Annotated in this window: 16 protein-coding genes; 5 read left to right on the forward strand and 11 right to left on the reverse strand. The window is 65.7% G+C overall.

The window, feature by feature from the left end; all coding sequences use genetic code 11:
* Positions 1–8 precede the first annotated feature (8 nt).
* Positions 9–782 (reverse strand): MBL fold metallo-hydrolase, encoded by a 774-nt coding sequence (locus ABLE53_RS10930; RefSeq protein WP_348858941.1) that lies wholly within the window; start codon positions 780–782, stop codon positions 9–11.
* Between the two features lie 434 nt (positions 783–1216).
* Here ABLE53_RS10930 and ABLE53_RS10935 point away from each other — a divergent pair, with 434 nt between their 5' ends.
* Positions 1217–1444, forward strand: a complete 228-nt coding sequence (locus tag ABLE53_RS10935; RefSeq protein ID WP_348858942.1) for a helix-turn-helix domain-containing protein — start codon at positions 1217–1219, stop codon at positions 1442–1444.
* A 12-nt stretch (positions 1445–1456) separates the two neighbouring features.
* Positions 1457–2605, forward strand: coding sequence for a tyrosine-type recombinase/integrase (locus tag ABLE53_RS10940; RefSeq protein WP_348858943.1), 1149 nt, complete (start codon positions 1457–1459; stop codon positions 2603–2605).
* Positions 2606–2617: 12 nt separating this feature from the next.
* Here the strand turns inward: ABLE53_RS10940 and ABLE53_RS10945 are convergent, their stop codons facing one another.
* The 6 genes from ABLE53_RS10945 to ABLE53_RS10970 form a co-directional block, all read right to left on the reverse strand.
* Positions 2618–3934 (reverse strand): hypothetical protein, encoded by a 1317-nt coding sequence (locus tag ABLE53_RS10945; protein ID WP_348858944.1) that lies wholly within the window; start codon positions 3932–3934, stop codon positions 2618–2620.
* Positions 3934–4233, reverse strand: a complete 300-nt coding sequence (locus ABLE53_RS10950) for a hypothetical protein (protein WP_348858946.1) — start codon at positions 4231–4233, stop codon at positions 3934–3936. The genes ABLE53_RS10945 and ABLE53_RS10950 overlap by 1 nt, the downstream gene beginning before the upstream one ends.
* Before the next feature lie 115 nt (positions 4234–4348).
* Positions 4349–4855: a hypothetical protein gene (locus ABLE53_RS10955; protein WP_348858947.1), complete on the reverse strand. Its 507-nt coding sequence runs from the start codon at positions 4853–4855 to the stop codon at positions 4349–4351.
* An 11-nt stretch (positions 4856–4866) separates the two neighbouring features.
* Positions 4867–5286, reverse strand: a complete 420-nt coding sequence (locus ABLE53_RS10960) for a single-stranded DNA-binding protein (RefSeq protein WP_348858948.1) — start codon at positions 5284–5286, stop codon at positions 4867–4869.
* Between the two features lie 265 nt (positions 5287–5551).
* Entirely contained in the window at positions 5552–6082 is a 531-nt protein-coding gene (locus tag ABLE53_RS10965) for a hypothetical protein (protein WP_348858949.1), read from the reverse strand.
* A 308-nt stretch (positions 6083–6390) separates the two neighbouring features.
* Positions 6391–7611 (reverse strand): hypothetical protein, encoded by a 1221-nt coding sequence (locus ABLE53_RS10970; RefSeq protein ID WP_348858950.1) that lies wholly within the window; start codon positions 7609–7611, stop codon positions 6391–6393.
* 413 nt (positions 7612–8024) lie between these two features.
* On the opposite strand from ABLE53_RS10970, the gene ABLE53_RS10975 reads away from it, so the two are divergent.
* From ABLE53_RS10975 to ABLE53_RS10985, 3 genes are all read left to right on the forward strand, one after another.
* Positions 8025–8273, forward strand: coding sequence for a hypothetical protein (locus ABLE53_RS10975; RefSeq protein WP_348858951.1), 249 nt, complete (start codon positions 8025–8027; stop codon positions 8271–8273).
* A 939-nt stretch (positions 8274–9212) separates the two neighbouring features.
* Complete coding sequence (locus ABLE53_RS10980; protein ID WP_348858952.1) at positions 9213–12215, forward strand: ATP-binding protein; 3003 nt, start codon at positions 9213–9215, stop codon at positions 12213–12215.
* 213 nt (positions 12216–12428) lie between these two features.
* The gene (locus tag ABLE53_RS10985; RefSeq protein WP_348858954.1) at positions 12429–14801 is read left to right on the forward strand and encodes a hypothetical protein; all 2373 of its coding nucleotides are present in this window, start codon (positions 12429–12431) and stop codon (positions 14799–14801) included.
* A 947-nt stretch (positions 14802–15748) separates the two neighbouring features.
* On the opposite strand, the gene ABLE53_RS10990 is transcribed toward ABLE53_RS10985, so the two are convergent.
* The 4 genes from ABLE53_RS10990 to ABLE53_RS11005 all read right to left on the reverse strand — a co-directional run bounded on the left by ABLE53_RS10990 (position 15749) and on the right by ABLE53_RS11005 (position 20466).
* A complete protein-coding gene (locus ABLE53_RS10990; protein ID WP_348858955.1) occupies positions 15749–16978 on the reverse strand; it encodes a DUF4062 domain-containing protein in 1230 nt (409 codons plus the stop codon).
* Between the two features lie 257 nt (positions 16979–17235).
* Entirely contained in the window at positions 17236–18732 is a 1497-nt protein-coding gene (locus ABLE53_RS10995; protein WP_348858956.1) for a type IV secretory system conjugative DNA transfer family protein, read from the reverse strand.
* Between the two features lie 208 nt (positions 18733–18940).
* A complete protein-coding gene (locus tag ABLE53_RS11000; protein WP_348858957.1) occupies positions 18941–19405 on the reverse strand; it encodes a hypothetical protein in 465 nt (154 codons plus the stop codon).
* Entirely contained in the window at positions 19402–20466 is a 1065-nt protein-coding gene (locus ABLE53_RS11005; RefSeq protein ID WP_348858958.1) for an ArdC family protein, read from the reverse strand. Before ABLE53_RS11005 ends, ABLE53_RS11000 begins: the two co-directional genes overlap by 4 nt.
* Between the last annotated feature and the right edge of the window lie 23 nt (positions 20467–20489).

Below are 20489 nucleotides of genomic sequence, written 5' to 3' on the forward strand. Positions count from 1 at the left end.
GGTGAAGATCAGATGAGTGACACCTTCTCGCCGCGACGTACGGCGCGGACCGTGCTGGGCACCTGTCGCTCGCGGGCGACGCGCACGAAGTCCTCCAGCGGCGAGCGGAAGACGGTGTAGTCGTCGTAGTGGACCGGCACGGTGACCGCCGGGCCGAGCAGCTCGACCAGATCTGTGCCCTGGTGCGCATCCATGGTGACCAACAGACCGAAGGCCCTGGTGCCGCCCAGGTGGATCACCATCGCGTGAGGTGTGCCGAGCCGGTCGGCGACCTCGCGTAGCCATGGACGGTAGAGGGTGTCCCCGGTGATGTAGGCGCGGAAGGGGTCCTCGGGCGTGCCGTACTCGATCACCGAGCCCATCACCGGCGGCAGCAGCGCCTGCGCCACGCCAGGTGCGTGCTGCCCCGGCACCGACGTGACGCGCAGATCCTCGGCCAGCGTCATCGTCTCCCAGGTGGCCATGCCGTGTGCCTCGCCGAAGCCCCAGCGCGTCAGGCGCCGACTCGCGGCGGGTGTGGTGAGCACCGGCAGCCGGCGCTCGAGCCGGTCGCGTGCGATCGGGTCGAAGTGGTCGCCGTGCAGGTGGGAGAGGAGCAGTGCGTCGAGCGGCGGCAGCGAGTCGGGTTGCCGCGAGGGTTCGGTGCGGCGTCGGGAGAAGAGCCCGTTGCCGAGGTAGGCGCGGTGGCCGTGGTGGCGGAAGTCAGGGTCGGTGAGCAGGGTGTACGGACCCAGGCGGAGCAGGGTCGTCGCCGTACCGATGAACTCCAGCGTTGCCTCCACGACCACCAGTGCCCGCGAGGCGTCCGGTTCTCACCTCGGGCCGTCACGTCAGCTGCGGGAGCTCCTGGTCGACGCCGAGCAGGACGCGGAACAGGTCAGAGGTCCTGTGCGGACGGGCCGGTCTGTAAGCCGGGGTCGGACCCCGCGTGGACGGCCGGTGGTGGCAGGTAGCGCCAAATGCCCTCTGACCTGGGAAAACGTGATTCCGTGGTGATGGTCGTCAACGGGCCGCGCGGGATCTCCTGCGGACTGTGTGCGGACTGAATCGCAGCAGAGGATCGGTCGGACGGGCCATTCGCGTCGACCCTGGGACCTAGCGGATCTACCTCCACACCTAAGGGGTGAGCATCACTGCCCAGCAACGACCGGGACCGGGTTGGGCCGGCCGGTCGGAGCGGGGAGGGGTGCGATCCCTGTGAGTCAACGGAGGCACCATGTCCACCCTGCACACCCAGTCGTTCCACGAGCGCGACGACGACGAGCTGCTGACCATCTTCGAGGTCGCCGAGATCCTGCGGGTCCCGATCAACACGCTGCGCTGGTGGCGCCAGCTCGGCCAGGGGCCGCGCTTCTTCAAGATCGGCCACCAGCTGCGGACCACGGTCGCGGAGGTCCGCGGCTACCTGGATGAGGCCCAGGGCGACCTGCGACCGAGCGTCTGACCGGACACGGTCATGGCCAATGTCCAGAAGCGCCCCGACGGCCGGTGGCGTGCCCGGTATCGCGACGCCGCCGGCAAGGAGCACTCGCGCCACTTCAGGCGCAAGGTCGACGCCCAGCGCTGGCTCGACGAGGTCACGGCGTCCATCGTCACCGGCCAGTACGTCGACCCCAACGCCGATCGGATCCTGTTCCGCGACTACGCCGAGCCCTGGCGGGCGGCGCAGGCCCACCGACCGGCCAGCCAAGCCCACGTCGAGGGCATGCTGCGTCGGCACGCCTACCCGTTCTTCGGCGAACGCCAGATTGCCAGCATCCTGCCCTCGGAGATCCAGGCATGGGTGACGAGACTGTCCACCGGTGATGCGGCGACGAAGAGGAAGCCGCTGGCGCCCGCGACCGTGGGCGTCGTGCACGGGATCCTCTTTCAGATCTTCCGAGCCGCTGTCCGGGACCGGAAGCTGATGGCCAACCCGTGCGAGGGGACCCGGCTCCCGCGAGTCGAGAAGCGCCGGCTGACCCCGGTCAGCACCGCCCAAGTGGAGAAGCTCCGCGAGGCGCTCCCGGCCCATCTGAAGGCGCTGGTCGTCCTCACGGCCGGCACCGGGCTGCGGCAGGGCGAGGTCTTCGGCCTCACCCGTGACCGGCTCCGGCTCCTCGGCAGGAACCCGGTCGTGGTGGTCGATCGCCAGCTCGTGCAGCGGCGCGTGACCGGGCCGGCGTTCGGCCCGCCCAAAACGAAGGCGAGCTACCGCACAGTGCCGCTGCCCAAGATCGTCGTACAAGCTCTCAACAACCACATCGCCCAGTACGACATTGCCGAGGACGGCCTGCTGTTCACGATGTTCGGCAAGCCGATCGTCCGATCCACGTTCGGCCATATCTTCCGCCCGGCGGCCCAGGCCGCCGGGTTCACCGCCGAGACCGGGACCGGGATGCACGCCCTGCGGCACTACTACGCGTCGCTGCTGATCCGATACGGCGAATCGGTCAAGACCGTCCAAGTACGACTTGGCCACGCGAGCGCGGCGGAGACGCTCGACACCTACTCCCATATCTGGCCCGACGCCGAGGACAGGACACGCGACGCGATCGATGAGGTCCTCGGGAAGGCCGAGGAGAGTCGCCATCGTGACCATCTCGGCGGACCTGAGCACCTTTGACCGCAATCGCGATCAGATTTGGGGAGAGTCTGCGGCGGCCGCCGGGCGGTGGATGAGGGCGGAGTGGAGGACCGAGCGGCTGAGCCCCGGTGCCACTGGCTCGGCCGGGTCGCGCGGGAGGAGTCCTCGGACGGCGTCGACGAGTTCCGTGTTGACGCTCCGGTCGAGAGGCATGAACCGTTCACGCACGGGTGAGACCATCTGCCCGGCGGCGGTGACGAGGCGGGGGACCTGCACACGCTGGAGGTACGCGCCGCGGTCGATCCCGGTGTCGACGATCTCCGCGACTCGTTGGTCGATGCCGTCGAAGAGGGTCTGGAAGCCAGCCGCGACGCGTGGTTCGACGATGGTGTCCGCGGGCACCGCCCGGAGTCGGGAGACCGCCTTCGAGGCTTCGGCGACGGCGGGTCCTCCGTTGCCGATCCGGCCGCCGACGTTGCGCAGCTGCTGCTTGAGGAGTGCGTACGACGCCGCGCGGGCGCGCCACGTCTCGGCGCGACAGGCATCGGTCCGCTCCACCATCGGAGCGAGTCGCCGTGACAGCCGCTGCTGCGAGTCGACGATGAGCCGCAGGTTCATCGCGGTCGGGAAGGACTTGAGCCATACGAGGAGGTCGTGTTCGGCCTGGAGGACGCCGAGGATGCCCTTCTGCGGGCTGATCCGGAGCTCGTGGGTGCGTGGGCGCCAACCGGTGTTGTCGATGCTGTAATCAGGCTGGCCGAGGCTGACGTCGAGGGCGGTCGCGAGCGCCGCCCAGCCGAGCCGGCCTGGTTCGGCGAGTCTTTCCCAGCCGGGGATGTTGAGGTAGCGCTGGTCGAGTACGACGAGCGCTTGCGTGACGGCGGCGACGTCACCGACGAGCGCCTGCGCTTGGGGGCTGGTAAGTCGTGCGCCCGCGGCACCGTTCGTGTCATGCTCGGCCAAGGCTGCGGCCCGTGCGGCCTGCCGCCAGTGCTCGACGACTTCGTTGGGGCTCGGGATGGTGAGCAGTGCGGTGGTCGCTCGGCGCGAGGTGGACGCGTCGCGGGCGAGACGGAGTGCGCGGGCGAGTTCGCCGACCGCCGTACCAGGCTCGTTCGCTGTCTTGAAGGGGTTGGCCGGCGCGGGAAGCGTTGCGCTGAAGATGAGTGGCTTCGCTGCCATGACGGCCTCGGCGCACCAGCTCAGGATCGTCTGGCGGTACTGCTGCATGGCGATGCCCGCGGCCTCGCGATCAGCAACCGCGTCAGCGGCTGCGGGGGAGTGCTCGCCGAGGCGGTGCAGGATGCGGTGCTGGCGCAGCAGGGCGGCGAGCTCGGTCCGCATCAGGTCGCCCGTCTCGCCGTACATCAGAGCCTGTCCAGAGCTCGGGCTGCCTCGAGCCGCACGAGAATCAGTTCAAGGTCGAGCGCGTCCAGACCGAAGAGGGCCAGGGCCTCGATCGCCGCGGTGGCGGCCAGGTAGAGGACGTTGCGGTCCTCGCTGAGCCCGTCGGTGTCGAGGCCGGGGGATTCATCGCCGTGGAGCCAGTCGAGCTCAACCAGAACGCTCTCGAACGCGGCGGAGACGTCGTCATCTACCGCCGCATCGGCGAGAGCGGCGACGAACGACCGGGCCTGGGCCAACCTCAGCGCGTGCTCAAGATCCATGACGACTCCTTTCGTTGCCGTCACGCAGGTTGTGTCGACCGACGCGGCTGAGGGGCAGCAGGCGGCCTCGCCGGTGGACGGCGCTCGGGTCTTGGGCTCCGTGGCGCACTCGCGGTCACGCGAGCAGTTGGTGGCGGGCGATCTCTTCGGCACGCGAGCGCCGAGAGACGTCCTGGTGGACGAACTTCTTGAAGTCGGCGGCGCGGTCGGTGATCTCGACCTCGCCCCCGGCTGAGCTGACGGGTTCGCCAGGCCAGGTCGTCTGCCGGGTCGGTCGATCACGGTCCAGGCGGGTTCCGCAGATGGCGACCCAATCACGAAGTCGCTGGCGGCAGTCGGCGAACTCTCGCATCCACGCGACTGGTGCCGAGGGCGAGGCGGTGTCGCCGTAACAGGCGAGGAAATGCGTGTGGAGTGCGGAGAGTTCCCAGATCAGCTCGTCGTGGCGGTGCCAGCACGGCGGCACGATCGCCGGCGGGAGACCGAAGGTGTCCTTCAGCCAAGTCACGAACGTGTCGAGGTCGCGCCACTCGATCGCCGCGGTCGGTGCATCGAGCAGGTTCCAGTTGATCGGCCCCGGCGGCAGGTCACGGTCGGTGCCGAACGTCGGCTCGTCCTCCATGACGGTGCCCCTCAGAACCCGATCGCCGGGCTCGGGGGGTCCTGGACCGGCGGAGCCGGAGCGGGGGCGAGGCGGCGGCGCTGCACTTCGTACGCCGTCCGGTTGGCGTTGTGCCCGATCTTGCGGGCGACGAACTCTTCCTTGATCACGCTCGGCTGCCCGGCTCGTTCGACCTCGTACTCATGGACGTAGCCGCTGGCGACAAACGAGTCGCCCTTGCGGAAGCGGGCGTACGTCTCCCGGGCCGTGCTCTCGAACGCGACCATGTCGTGGAAGGTCGGGTCGAGCTTGGTGAACTCGCCGTCGACCTCCTTGCGCCACTGCTCGACACCGACGCGGACGCGGCAGCACTCCTTGCCCTCGCTGGTGAAGTGCAGTTCCGGCGCTGATGCGACGAACCCGACCAAGCTCATCTGAGTGGGGATGGACATCGTGACTCCCAACGTCATGTCGCTCCGCTTGGAGCAACTCTTGGGAGTCAGGTGCGATTGTCCTGCCAATGGAGGCTTTCGCGGCGATATGACGCAGGCCCTGTGGCGCGTTGTTAGCGGCGGTCCGGCATGGGTGATGTAGCGCCGACAGGCGGACGTGACCGCCCGTGTGGACGTGCACTTTCAGGCGTGGGTCCGTCAGGGAAGGACTGGAACCCATCCACCTGCGCCACTCAGGCCCGAGCGCGCCGGAGGCGGTCGGCGCTTACGGCATCTCAGCGACGTCCACGCTCTCAAGCTGTCGGATGAGCCCGGCGGCACGTTCAAGTTGCTTCATGGCTGGTTCCAGAGCGTCGGGCGGGTTGTCTGGCACCCCGAGTTCCTGATGCAACGCTTTAAGCGCTGCTACTCGAGAACTCGTTGCCTGCGTTTTCAACCTAATGTCGTTGTATGCGCTGAACACCTGCTTGACCCGATTCGCCACGAGCGCTGCAGATGTCGCCATTGCCGCAACACCGGTCGAAATTCCGACGACGACCTCTAGGGGGCTGTTGTAAGAGACGCTTTGCACTCTTACTTGGCCTACGAAAGCAGCGGCGCGCTGATCGAGCTCTCCATCGAGACGTGCATAGGTCCAGTCCTCGAACGATGCCACGTAGAAGAGGGACTGGGTTCTTGCGAACGCCTCAATGAACTCCCGGATCTGCAGCCCGAGGCCAACGTCCCCGTCGAGGTTGAAGACGAGGCGCACTTGGACGGCGAATCGGGTGCCGAGTCGCTCCTCGGTCGTTGTCATGTTCGCAGGCTAGATGCTCCGAGGCGGTTACCGGGTAGTGGCGCGCCTTCCAGGGGTGACGACGCCGCGCGGGCCCAGGGCCGACGTGAACTTGGCAATAGGGTCGTCCGGCGTCGGGGCGTCCCGGACCACCCTCGCGCGTAGGCAGGGGGAGCAGCCGACAGGCGGCGGATCGACGCGCCTTCACAGCGGAACCGACACGAGGTCCTCCGGAGCGCAGTCCAGTGCCTTAGCTGCACTGCGCGCGTCGAAATCGACCCTGTCCCGTGACCCTCGGCTGCGGAGAACACCGCTGCCGGCCACCTCTCCTAGCCTGAGGCGCCGTCGCCCGCGACAGCCGATCCGTTCAGATTGAAGACGGCGTTGGCGTAAGGCCCTGGTGGGTCCCCAGCGCCCGCCGCGGACTCGACATATATCCGTTGTGGATGCGTCGCAGTCCAACCTCGGGCGAAGAGGAATGGATTGTCGTTGAGTCCTCTGATCCCAACACGTAGGTCCACATAGCCCCCCTCGACGCAAACGTCGTCCGCGGAGATGTGCAGCAGCTCCCCGTCCGTGGCGGGGGCCACAATGGTGCCGTCCAACCGGCCGGCGATTCGCATCGCGTTCATCGTCAACAGTTGACCAGGACCCAGAGAGGTGTAGTGGAACGTCATCTTCGCGCCCGAGGCGATCACGAGTTTATCCATACTCATGAGCCCTCCGAACTTCTTTGGACTAAGAGACAGTTCGCCCTCCACACGCGCCGCCGTCATCGCAAGACCAGAAGAGAAGGTCGCGCCCAATGACGAGAAACCCCTGAAGGTGGCGCCGTTGAAGTCCGGGCGATGCTGGAAGACGGCTCCGTAGAGGTTGAGGTCGCTGAACACGGCGCCCCCAAAGTCGAACTCCAGATCCGACCAGCTCACCGTTGCGTCGGGCATGAGATGGTGCGCGATCGTCCGCTGGACTGACATCCGCACCTGCAAATCATGGACATCGACCGCTTCCGAGGCGGTCGTGCCGACCGGCATGCGCAGGTAGGCACAGAGTAGGTCGATGCACGTTTGGCGCTGGTCGGGCCAATCATCCGCCAGACGCGCCAGCGCGTAGACGCCAGCGAGCCTGACTGCAGCCTTGTCGTGACCAAGTTGCGCGGCCGCATCCTGATAGCGCTTCGACAACGACTCCGCGTCCGACCGACGACCAGCGGCTGTGGCGTTCTCCGCATTCAGCCTCACCGCAGCCTCAGCTGCGTTCGCCGACCGCTCCGCGGCTGCGGCGGCGGTACGGGACGCCGCGGCAGCGTCCTTACCAGTCTTGCGCTGTAGGAAGGCGGCGAGCGTGGCTGCTGACGCCGCGATGACGGCCGCAATCAGGGTTACGTTGGTGAATAGAGAGGTTGAGTTCGTCGTGCTGCCACTTGACCCGCTACTTGCCGCGGCAGCGCCCGTGGACGTCGGCACCGAGGCCGCGAGGCCGATCAAGACATGCAGCATCATGATGCCCATCAAACACGAGCGGACCTGCGCCGTTGGCGAGACATCCATCGCGAGCAATCGACATTTGGGGCAGCCCGGCCCACAACGATGGGCCTACCCGCGGCGAATGACGCGGCTTCCAGGCGAGCTGATTGCCCGGATCCTGGGCCGGGCATATGCGGTGCGCCCTAGCCTGTCGTCACGCGAGGCTTCGGCGACGAGGACCTCACCGGCGCAGAGTTGCGCGAGTGTGAACCGAGCGGAGCGCGGATGGTCGGCGTGGTGATGCAGGACGCCGAGATCGACGGCCTGGTCACCAATCTCGTGGTCAACGGCGTCGAGGTGATGTCATATGTCGAGGCGGAGCTCGACCGCCGTCACCCGGTACGGCTGCTGCTCCGCTCCGATCAGCCGGAGGCCCTGCGGGAGGCTTGGCGGCAACTGCGGGACGATGGGCCACGACCATCGAGCGGGTTCGGTCCATGCCCGAGAACAGCGAACATCATCGCGTCGACGGTGAGTGGTCGATGGTCGAGACCCTGCGCCACCTTGTCTTCGTGCACGACTCGTCGTTCCGGCGTTGCGTGCTCGGGCTGACCGAGCCGTTCACGGCTATGGGGCTGGGTCCGGCGCTCGTCATGGACCAGGTGGAGAACGGGCTCGACCCGTCCGCCCGACCGAGCCTCGACCAGGGTGCTCGCCGTGCGGGTCCGGCAGGGTTCGGAGGTTGAGACATGGCTGGCCCAGGTCACGCCTGATCAGCTGGCGCGTACCGCGCCGGTCCCCGACGACGCCAGATGGCCCCCGTACGCGAGGGGACGGGCAGTGCGGCAATGCCTCGGCACCGTGCTCAATGAGGAGTGGGCCCATCACGGGTTCTGCAAGCGTGACCTGGACAAATTGTCGCGTCGGGCTTCGGCGCAGGGTTCATGAGCGGCCTCTGAGCTGAATCCCTGCAGGGCTGGCGACGGCGCTCAGCCCGGTTCGAAGGGTCGGCCAGTGCGCCACGGTGCTCGCGGCGCCGCCTCTCCTTCATGCGCTGACCCGGATTGCACCGGCTCGCCAGCTGACACCGGCTCGCGGCGGTATGACGCAGAGCGGCGGCAGTCGAGCGGGAGCAACGTCCAAACCTGCATGATGGTGCCGCCACCATCATTCGACACCGATGCGGACCCATGCCTACAACTCCCAACGAATCAATCCCGAGCGACGGTGAGCGGAGCGCGCTTGTCGGCTTCACAGCGCAGTTCGCACTCGCGGCAAAGGTGGTACAGCGGCACCTCCCGATGCTCGAGTGGATCCGTGTAGCGGATCCCGATGCGGGTGTTGCGGACGACTTTCAGTTTCTCGCTTCAGGTCACCGACACGCTCTACAAGTCAAGTGGTCGCAGTTTCCAGGCTCATTCACTTGGAGCGAGCTAGTTGGCAGTTCAGGACAGAGCCAGTCTTTGCTGGGCGATCTCGCCCACGCATGGCAGCGCCTCCGGAAGGTCTGGGACGGCCCGCTCACCATTCACCTATGTACGAACAACTTTCCGTCGACTGCGACGCCTAGTTCGGGTACGGCGCTTGCATCGGCGTCAACTGTGCCACGGCACCTAGCCGCGTTCTTGAGCCGCTCATTGTCCCCGCTGTCCCAACATCTACGGCTGAACCCAGGCCACCGTTGGGTGGACGTCAGCGGCCTCGACTTGGTCGCGTCATGGTCGGACGCGTGGACGGCGCTGCTGGCGTCCTCTGGGCTGACAGAAGTGGAGTTCCCAGCCTTCTTGCGAGACTTCGAGTTCGCCTTTATCCCGCTCGACCAATCAGAACTCGTTTCTAGTCGCGACTCGGTCGACGTGAGCCACCTAGCGGGAGTCCTGCAGTCAGTCGTCGTCGATCCGGCCCGACCAGTCGAGCTGTCCCGCTCCGAGCTGATGCAGCGCCTCGGGTGGGCGGAGCGCCTCAAGTACCGAAACCCCCACAAGTTTCCAGTCCCGCAGGCTTACACCGCCAATGCCGCTGCACGCGCGTCCCTTGAGCAGGCGATTGCACGGCATACCAGCGGCTATCTGGGCCTGATTGGCCCGGCGGGGTCGGGAAAGTCGACTCTTGTCGAGAGCTTGGCCGTGCCAGGTCGACTCGTTAGGTACTACGCCTTTGTGCCTGATGCGCCTGATCCCTTCAGCGGTCGAGGCGAGGCGCAAAGCTTCATGCATGACCTCTCTCTGGCACTCGAAGAGGCCGGCGTGTACCGCAATGGATTCGGCAGCGATCTGCTCGGCCAGCGTGAGGTCTTGTTCGATCAACTGGCTCGAGCCGGCGAGCAATTCGCGCATGACGGCGTTCGCACCACGATCATCGTGGACGGTCTGGACCACATTCCCCGTGAACAGAATCCGACGCGCTCTCTGCTTGACGAGTTACCACCTCCGACCGCGCTGCCCGACGGGGTCTGCATCCTGATCGGTTCGCAGACCATCTCGGTTCTTCCGCGCCCGATCCGCGATGCTCTGAATGGCGAGCAGAGGATTGTCGACGTCCCGCCGCTTTCGGATCGGGAAGTTGAGGCCATCGCGTCCTTGGCCGGAGTCACCGATTGGCTGGCTCCTGGCCAATTGAGCGCTCTCGTCGACAGGAGCGAGGGCCACCCGCTCGTCCTGACGTACATGATTCAGGATTTGCGTGCTCTTGAGACCACGGAGGACGTTGACGCACGCCGAGACGAAGCCGAGCAGATGCTCATGGAGGCATCTGAGTATCGCGGGAGTATCGATCTCCGGTACGCGCACTACTTGGGCTCTTTGCTGGATGACACCGAAGTTCTATCGGTGCTCGGCACCGTGTGTCGACTGCGCATCCCCGTTGATCTTGCTTGGCTGGAGACGTGGACCGCCCCCGCTGCAGTTTCGCGATTCGCTGAAAGCACCCATACCTTCTTCCGTCGGTCCGGCGATGAGTGGACCTTTGTCCATAACAGCTTTCGCCGTTTCCTGGTAGAGCAGACCGCATTGGTTGGCGGCGAGTTCCGCGAATGGCGTTCGCGCGAACTTCACGAACTACTGGCTGATCGGTGCGCGGCGAGCACCGATTGGCCCCAGTACCAGGACGAGGAGCTCGCTCAGCGGTACCTTGCGGGTCAGCATGAGCTTGTGTTGCAAGCGTCGTTGCCAGAAGTTCTGCGCCAAAAGCTCTTCGATGGCAGGCCATACGGAGTCGTTCGTGATCAGGCCCTAGTTGCGGTCCGGGCTGCGGCCGAGGCTCGCGACTACCGCGCCTTGATCCGGACATTAATGTTTTTGAACGAACTAAACCAACGGGGGTACGTGCTCAGCGCCGAAGAGATCGCGCGAACCATCTCTGAGGTCGATCCCCGCAGCGCCGTCGAGCACACTGTTCAGGGTCGGAGTCTGCGGGTCGAGACAGCGCCTGCTCTTGCAGTCGCTTCATCCTTGGCTGCGTACAACGCGCTGGAGGACGCCGAGGCGATCGTTCGAGCTGCTGGAGGGCTACAAAAGATCGTCGGGGAGCGCATCCATCGGGGTCGGGAGTGGGTTGAGAGTGTTGCTGACTGGGCGGAGGTTACCTGGCACCGATCCGGCGTAGATCGGGTGCTGGACGAGCTCGACCACCTACTGCCCGTTCCGACCGCTGAATTGGCGTCAAACGATGAGGCAGCGAGGTCCGGCGACGACGAACGGGACTGGGTGGCTGCAAGGGACGAGCGGGAAGCCCGTGAGGAGCGAGACGCAGTCATCGCGGCGCGAAATGCCGTCCACGCCCGCTGTTTCGACTTGGCGGATGCCGTTCGAGATTCAGTCACAACGTCGCTGCTTGCTGCTCGGATCGATGCAGAATCAGACATCGATTGGCGTGCCCGCAGGCACGTAGTTAGCGCCACCTCAGCGCAGCTCGACGGAGAAACCGCAGAGGTTTTGCGGCAGATCCAAACGATGCTCGCACTCGAGACATCCCAAGGGGATGCCTCGTTGGCGTCAGTTTCCAGCGGTCCGGTGGGCCAGGACTCAGGCGATGACGACGAGGAAGTCGCGCCTCCACGCAGGCGAGTTGCCCTCGCGCTCAGGGTCGCCGCGGCGGACGTACTCGCCAGAGCAGGACTTGCGGAGAGCAAGGAGTTCGCGCAACTCCTACCGCCCGAGACAAAGGTCGCATGGCCAGCCTCGGTCGCCAGTTCCGAAGGACTGGCTCCGTACAGAACGATGCTCGGAGTGTTCCGCATGCGGGCTCTGACGCAGTGGATGAAGGTCTACGAAGACTTGCCCGCGGAGGGGCTCACAGCTCCGGGGTGGGATCAGGATCCAGCACGGCGACGGTTCACAGATGCGATCACTCGGGTGGCCGAACTCGAAGCGCAAGCGATTGCCTTCACTGTGGGTGTAGCAGATGCCCCAGACGTTGCTGCGCTCGCTGATCCCGTAATTCGCTTGCTGGACGTTCCACGCCAGACAACCCAGGATTGGACCAGCTGGTATCTGTTTACTGATGCGGCGCCTGGCCTATGCGCCCGACTTATCGAACTGTCATATAGATGCGGAGGCTACGACCAGCTCGAACGGCTTATCGGCCAGTTCAGGCTCGCATGGAACAGCCCCGAGAGAGCGGCCTACTGGTCAGTTAGTAGGCGCGTCGGCGTTATTCGCGCTGCCGCTCGCTTCGCCGAGGCAGCATAATGGTGTGCTGCCGAGCTCCGAGCGTTTGAGGCTCTGATCGCCGAGGACAATGATCCCCACGGTAGCGCCGCCGCCTGGCTTGAGATCGCAAAGGCGCGATCCGACATCGGCGACCGAACCGGCGCGACGAGTGCTGTCGGCAACGCACATCGAAACGGTTGGGGGCCAGCGCAACACCACGACGACAACCAACTCGTCACTTGGTTAGCATGGTTGGTCGACGCCACGAAGATCGGAGAAATCGATCCAGACTCGTTCGTGGCCGAATCTCGCGTATATGCCCATCGACTTACCGCAGCCGTAGATGGGGCAGAAGCGCAAGCTTCAGAGGCTGCCGGGAATCTAGTGAAGGCGGTTTTCGATTATAACGCGGGCCTCGCCATAGACGTAGGTGAGGCGCTATGCAATCACGGGGTGTTTTCCGAGGCCGAGATGGTGCTCGCGATCGTCAACGGTGCAGCTCTCAACTCGACCGTGGACCCCGGGTTGGCAACTTCTGTGCTGACCGAACTATTGATGCCTTTGAGCACCGACACCCCCGCGAGTGTTCGGGACCTTCTGGTCTCGCGCAGTGCTAACCCCGTCGAAACCGCGGAGCGGATCTCGTGGGCACGAGAACTGTGGTCGGCTTCCGACGGCCGGAAGTCGGACGTATCCGCAGAGTCCGGCCCGTCATCAGGCGCAAGCGCAGAATCTGGAGCGGTGTCTCTCATTCAGCCGCCGACGATGCTGGGTCAGATGCGCACCGTGGAAGCCGCAGAGGTGACCGCGCAGGAAGTCGAGCGGTGGTCTCGGGCGGTCGCGGCATTCGACGGCGTGGCGCCGCGGGTCGTCGGGATTGAGCTCTTGAACGAGGCGGAGCGCCTCGAACTCGATCCGACCACCGTCGCAAGACTTGCCGGGGTGGCGGCGCGGGCCGGAGCAGTCGAAGAAGCACGAGCAGCTCTCAGTCGCATTCTCGCTAGAACGAAGGCATATGCCTGGATGCGCCACTATGACGGGGGGAGCCGGGCGGCCCTGTTCGAGGCGGCGATCGAAAAGGCGGGTGTCGAACTCGTTGACTTCGCTGCTCGCGATTTGGCGGGACTCGTCGCCTCTAGAGCCATTGGTGGTGACTTCCGGCCTAGCGATCTGAGGCGCTTCGCGGAGCTCTTCGGGGGCGAGGAATTGGTTGGGCAATGCTGGTCGGAGGTCCGGGCCTACCTAGACGTGTTTGCGCCAGCGGCCGACGAGTTGTCTGAGCTGGTCGATCGCACCCCGAGGGCGCCCGAGGTGGAAGTCCTCGAGTGGGTGGCTCGGCAGTTGGGGCATCCAGTGCGCATTATGGACTTCGGAGCTCGGCGGGTGCTCGCAGCGGCTCACGAAGCGCATGGCTCTGTAGTCGAGGAAGTCTTGGCCGAAGTGCTTGAAGGCGGAGGGTGGGCCGCGGAAGCAGCACTTCACGTGTTGATAGAAGTTCGCAAACGCCCCGGACTTGGTCGCGATGAGAAGCTCCGTTCGGCGCTCGTCGAAATGGCGTCCGATAAGGACGCGGTTATCCGCGTATTGTCGCGGCGACTTTTGTCCCTTGAGAATCTCGAGGCACCCGCCCTGACGTCAAAGGATCTGCCGGCCTTCTACGACCTCGAGTTGCCGCGCCTGCCGGAACGCAGCATTCCCGAGTTGGACAGATACGGTGTGCCCTTCGTCGACATGACCGACCCGCAGCAGGTCATCGGGCCATTCGACCAGCACCTCGACGCCGTCGCCGAGGAGATTGGCCTAGACGCGGCGACGCTGGTGCACCGCGCCGCAATTCTCGGCAAGGCGGCCGCCGATCGTTGGACCGAGGGTGGTCATCGCGAGCACTCCGACCGCCTGAGGATGCGAGGAAACCTCCACACTTATCGGCCTTGGGCGTACATGATTGGCCGTCGCGGGTGCGCGGAGGTGATGACCGAACTTATCGACGGGCAAGCCCTGCCGGGTGGTGCACGTTCGATCTCACTTGACCTCATGATTGATGAGGCGGCTAGTTGGATTCCTCCACTCCCCTTGAACGAAACAACGCCGATGCCGTGGAGGGATCCCGACAACAAGGACTATCCCTCGTCTGACTGGTGTAGCGAGGCACCGGACGCGGCTCACGCCTATGGCACTCAGTTCTCGAACAACAACGTACTTGCCGAACACTCGAGTTGGCGGTGGCTCGGGTGGGGCGTCCCTGAGGAGGATCGCTGGATCCGCACCCGGCATGGACACCGGACGGCCTCTTCACTTATCGCCCCAGCGGCGGGTTCGGTGTGGGAGATAACGGTAGACGTTGCGTCGAGATACCCGGCGCTTCGCGACCTCACTTGGGCGGATCGCGAACTTGTCGTTCAGGGGCGCGGGCTGTACTCGGACGCAGAACGTATGGAGTGGCTTTCGCTGCACCCCGCAGCCGCGCGTGAGCTCAACTGGACGCCCGGGCACAGCCAGTTCGAGTGGGTGCGGCGCAGACGGTTCGTGGCGCGCCCGTACGGCCTTGCGGGTTCGCGGACAACTAAGCCACAGGCCGCCGTCGGATTCCGTGTGCGCAGAGGTGTGGCAAGTCGTCCTGAGTGACCAGGGTCTCGCTGAGCTTGCCGCAGCCTTCCCCGGACTGCAGCGCACCGTGGCGGTGCGACGAGTGCTTCCTGCAGACCGTCGCGAGGGGCGGGAACGAATTGTTGCTGCGGGCGTTGCGACTGTGGCGGGCTCGTGAAGTCCTCAAACGATCTGTGACCACGGCAGTCCGGAGCCGTGACTCGAACTCGCGTATTTTTCGGCCGTGTGCAACTTCGGCCTGTCTCGTGGGCCTGACGTTGTCGCAGCGAAGACTTGCTGTCCGGATATGGTCGTCGCGGCGCAAAGGAGTTCCAGGCTGCTAGGTCGCCACCGAGCTGGCCGATGGAGACGTGGATCGGACTCTGCCACCCCGCAACCTCGATGCCGATGTTGAGGGGCGCAATATCGGCGTCTAGGTGCTCGATGCGAGTAGGCAGTGGCCGGTGAATCTATTCCTTACGCGGCGATATGGGCGACCGGGACGGTACGCGGCGATATGGGCGACCGGGACGGTACGCGGCGATATGGGCGACCGGGACGGTACGCGGCGATATGGGCGACCGGGACGGTACGCGGCGATATGGGCGACCGGGACGGTACGCGGCGATATGGGCGACCGGGACGGTCGCACAGATTCAGATGCACGCATCCGCGGAGCAGTCCCGTCCTCTTGCGGTCTTGTTTGTCACTGCGGCCGACCCGCGAGAGTCAAGAGCTCCGCCGTCCTCCGTGGGGACTTTGGTGCTACCACGGCGGAAACGTAAGCGCACTGGTGCGGTCCGATTAGCGATCTACGCCCGAGCCGCCCAATTTGGCGAGATCGATCCCGGCGTCCCATGCGGGGCGGTGCCCCGTCAAGGCGAGGCGCCCCTCGGTGTAGCAGGCGGCCGCTGTGCGACGACTGTTGCACGCCGTGGTGATAGGTCACGATCTCACGTGTCGGTGCAGCAGTCCGCGAGACGCCGTCAGGGCCGAGCTGGTAGCGTCCAACACAACCTATATGTGCGATTGAAGCGCGGTTTCGGTACACGCAACTCCATAAAGACGCCCGGAAGGCCATCGACCAAGTCGGTCCACTCTCGGTAGAAACCGGACGCCACTAGATCGGCGCTTCCGGCGTCGTCGATGCTTCCCTGGCGGCCGACCCGTGGACCAGCCGGGACCGCGCTAATCTCGTCGGGTAAGAAAACGCGCATTACCAAGAGGTTCGTCGGAAAAGTAATCTGGCGTGAGGCATAGTCAAACGTAGTTGGCCCCAATACGGTTCTAGGGCCAGCCTGCAACAGGTCGTCGAGATAGGCGAATTTGTAATTTGGCAACTCGGCTGAGATCGATATGTCTACTTCCTCGTCGCGCCCAATTGGCGGGGAGAAAAGGATGTCTTGAGCGAAGGCGGCGCCCACGGTCTTGCGTGGCGGTGCCAGCCGAACAGTTCCTGGCCCAGAGCGATGCCACTCCGTCAGGGTTAGCTTGGGCTGGTTGCCTGTAGTAAATGGAAGAGCCTCCGATGCGCGGCTGAAATCTTGGACGATACTCTTGACCCCTTCTGCAAGGTTTCCACGAATTTTTCGACGACCCATGTACCTGTGATCCAGCTTGGACGGGTCCGATTTGGACGCTCGTAGCACGTGCTCGATCTCGATTAGTTCGTAGGTGAGAGTGAAGTCTGTCTCCTGAACAAACATAGGTCGCTTGCCGGCAGGGATCCAACCATCAATCTTCCCATCCCGCTTCAGTGCGGAAATCGACGCAAAGAGACCGGTGACCAACTCGGCCTCATTGTTGAAGTACCTGCATCCGGTCGTGTTTTCTACTTCCATCTTGAAGGCCTCTAGGCTCTCCCGCTGCTTCGGGTCTCCCTCCACTCGGTTAGCAGGTAACTGGTCCGAGTTACTGTGGATTAGGGCGATGATCGGCTTGCCCTGAGTGACCGACTCTCGGAACTCGCGGTGAGTCCAGGAAATGCCCAGATCGCGAACCATTGAGCCGTAACGTCCGGCAATCACAAAAACGCAGAAGTCCGCCGAATGTATGGACTCCAGGATTGCCTCCCACTGATTCGCGCCCGTGGAGGGAAAAAACTCCATCCCGAGGGGCACGCAGTCTGAGGATAGGAGGTTATTCGCGACCAACTTCCGCTCCTCGACCAGGTCCAGGAACGTTGAAGATACGAAGGCGGTGAAGAGTCGGTCCACCGGCGCAGTATCTACTGCTCCCTCGGTACGCCGCTGACGAATCTAGGTGCGCATCCCCAACATCGGGTTGTCGTCGACGGCGCCGCGCGCCGGCGTCACCGCGCCGCGATATGCTCCAGGGCCAGCCCGCTCGCTGGCCGCAGAGGTTGTAGAGCCGCTGCGTTCGCGACGTCGCCGTCGGGCCACGCATTGCGTCGGGCTGCGGGGGCATTCTGGGCGGAGTGACACGGCGATGTGTCAACGGGACGGGTCGATGCTCAGCGGTCGGTCCAGCGCCGCAGGTTCGTCACGATGGGCGGGGCGCTGCGGAGCAGCACGAGCCCGGTGCCGAAGGGGAGAGTGCGGATCTTCTCGGGCGGGAGGATCGGAACACGGCGCGTCGACCGTTGAAGCGATCGCGCGCCGTAGTCGCCGACACTAACGGCGTCGGAGAGTTCGTCGCGTTCGCCGATCAGGACGGATAGTTCTTGGAGGTCGCGGGAGGCGGAAGCGCCGCCGAGGATGACCTTCACAATGGAGGCATCCCAGATCGCGCTCGCGGCATGGCTCCTCCAGCGGTCCCTCGCCTGGGAGAGCGATTGCAGTACCGGCATGGTCGTGATGCCGGTGCCGCCGCCTTCGGCCATCAGGGCTGGGAGCGAGGGGAGTGGTGAGAGGTTGCCGATCTCGTCTAGGGCGAGCAGCAGCGGGGGGTCGAGGCGGGCGCCCGGCGATGCGGCGGCGAGGTGGCGGGCGGTCTCGGCGAGGTCCTCGATGAGTGCGGCGACGAGCGACCAGGACGCTCCCGCTCCCGCGCCCGTGGACAGCAGGTAGAGCGTGCCGTTGTTGGTGAGGAACTCGCGTGGGTCGAACTCGTCGGCTGGCGCAGGGCTGACAGCGTCGAGGACGCGTGGGTCGGCGAGGCAGGAGAGGGCTTCGGCGACGGCCATCCAGATGGAGTCGCGGGTGCGTGGATCGGAGCCGATCATCGACTCCAGCGAGTCGCTCCAGCCCTTGGCGGCTTCGGGGTGGCTCGACAGGATGGCGACCGCGTCACTCGCGGCTGCGGGCGCAAGCGACCACTCGAACAGAGTCCTGGTGGTGAGCTTCTCCAGTGCCGCGGCATGAAGCAGTGCTTGGAGGGCTGCCCGGGTCTTGCCCTCCCAGAACCCGCCCGACTCGACGCCGCCCGAGGACAGCCCGGTCGATGCGGCGAGGCCGTTGGCCCTGATCATCGCGGTCAGCGGGTCGTCACAGCCCCTCACGAGCGCCCAGCGCTTGCCGGCGGCAAGATTGAGTTCGGCGGCGAGGCGCTGAGGGTCGAAGACGGCAACTGGCCCACGGTCGGCGCGAGCGGCGATGGTGGCCGTGATGTTGTCGGGCCGGGTCGAGGTGGTCACGACCGATCCGGGCGCGTCCAGGATCGCGTTGATGACCAGATGCAGGCCCTTGCCCGATCGGGGAGGCCCAACGATGAGGATCGAGTCCTCGACCGATGCCCAGATCTCCTGGCCACAGGAGCGCCCGAGCAGGTAGCCGACCTCCTCGGCCCTCGGGTCGTCCAGTGACGGTCGCAGAGTTCGGCCGCGGCATACGAGCGCTCGCTTGGATGCGACCGGCGCGATGTCGGCGCGCGTTGCGAGCCCGACGATCCGGTGGGGGTCATGCGCGGCACGGTGACGAACCCACGCGACCACGCGCCACACGGCGTACGCCAGCGCGGCGAGCGCCGTCAGGATCGCTGCGACGACGACCCAGTAGACCACGGTGGACATGCCCGGCGCGGCGAGAGCCCCGGGGGATTATTCGGCCGTACGAGCACGCGCAGGCCAGCGGCGACGCCTGACCGCGGGTGTCGTGTGCCGGCGACCCGGGTGACGATGCTTCCGGCACCGCGCAGGGTCGCTGCGAGCGCAAACACGGCGCCGATGCCGACCAGTGCGAAGTTGACCAGGTCGTCGTCGACGCGGCGTAGGCCGGTGTTCATGCTGGAGCCTCAACGGGCGCGACCCTCTGGGACGTCAGGCCGAGCATGACGAGTCCGCCGCGCGTTGCAGCCAGAAGGGCTGGCGGCAGGTTCATGGCGGCGTGGCCATCGGAGTCCGCAGGCTGCCGGGTGACCACATAGGCGAGTGCAACCTCCTCGCCGGGGGCGAACCCGGCACCGGCGAGCGCGTGAGGCCGCGCGATCGGTGAAGGCTCGTCGGCTGCCGGCGCCGGGCGTTTGGGCGGCGTTGCGAGGTCGGCGTACGTGGTGCCGTCGGCCTCATGGATCTCGACCCGGACTGCGGTGTCGAGACCGGTGGTGATCTCGTCGAGGAGCGCTCCGAGATCGGCACGGCCGAGGTCGCGGTCGGCGGCGTACGGCTCTCCATCGAGCTCGACGGACAGAGCTCCGTCGGCCTCGATGTGGACCAGGACGCTGCTGAGGACGATCGGGATCTTCATAGCCCGAGCACCGCCTCGGTGCGCTGCATCCCATTGCTGGCGGAAGCGGTCCCGCGGCTGAGCGCCTCGCGGTCGAGTCCAGGCGGGCTGCCGTCGCCGATCTTGGGGGTGTCGAGCTTGTCCAGGACGCCGAGCGCGGTCGCTCGGACTCGTTCGGCGGTCGACTGGACAACCGCGACCGGAGTCTTGCCCGGCACGCTCGCGGCCCAGGTCGAGACGTATGGAACCGTGTATGAGGACGTGTCGAGCCCGTGGGCAGCCCCGACCATCAGCGCGATGGACTCGGCTTCGACCTCGGCGACGCCACGGTGGAGCGTCGCGTCGGCGGCGAGGTCGGTGGAGAGCTTGTCGTCCGGCGGTTGGTGCACCAGAACGTGCCCGAGCTCGTGGGCAAGCGTCTTGACCTGGGCGGCATCGTCCATGTCCATCCGAATCGAGACCTCTCGGATGAGGAAGTCGGTGATCCCGTTGGCGCCGCCGATCGCCGCGGCCGAGGAGACCAGCCGCAGCTCGAACCCCGCGGCGGTGATCTGGTCAGCAAGACCGTCCCACAGACCCGCGGGTGCCTCGCCTTGAAGCAGAGCCGGCCGGGGGAGCTCGGGGACCGGGTCGCCGGCGGTCTGAGACACGTCCCAGACGTGGGCCGGTTTGAGTCCGATGACCTTCGACCGCACAACCTCACCCGGCGCGGGCTTCTCACCGCGGCCGAGGCGATGCCACGAGGTCTCGACGGTAGGGTTCCGGGAGGCGAACCTCGCGGTGACCGGGGCGAGGATGCCGTACCCGCGCTGGCCCTTTGAGACGTGCCGCCCGAGGCTGAGCCACTGGTGGAAGCCTGCGACGTAAGTCGGGGTCGGCTCAGGCACCCGGCCCTCGACGTACGCCGCGTAGTGCTGGGCATAGATCAGCATCGTGTTGTTGAAGCTCCGGGAGCGGAACTGCGCGGCGTAGGTCAGTGCGCGCTTCCAGTCCTCGCCGGAGATGAGCGCCTCGACCGCGCTCGTGAGCTGCGCGTGCAGGGCCTCGAGCTTGGCGTCACGCGTGGTCGATGATGCGTGCATCGCTGCCTCCTTCGGACGGTGAC

Origin of the sequence: Nocardioides asiaticus (assembly GCF_040049175.1) — a bacterium.
Classification (GTDB): domain Bacteria; phylum Actinomycetota; class Actinomycetes; order Propionibacteriales; family Nocardioidaceae; genus Nocardioides; species Nocardioides cheoyonin.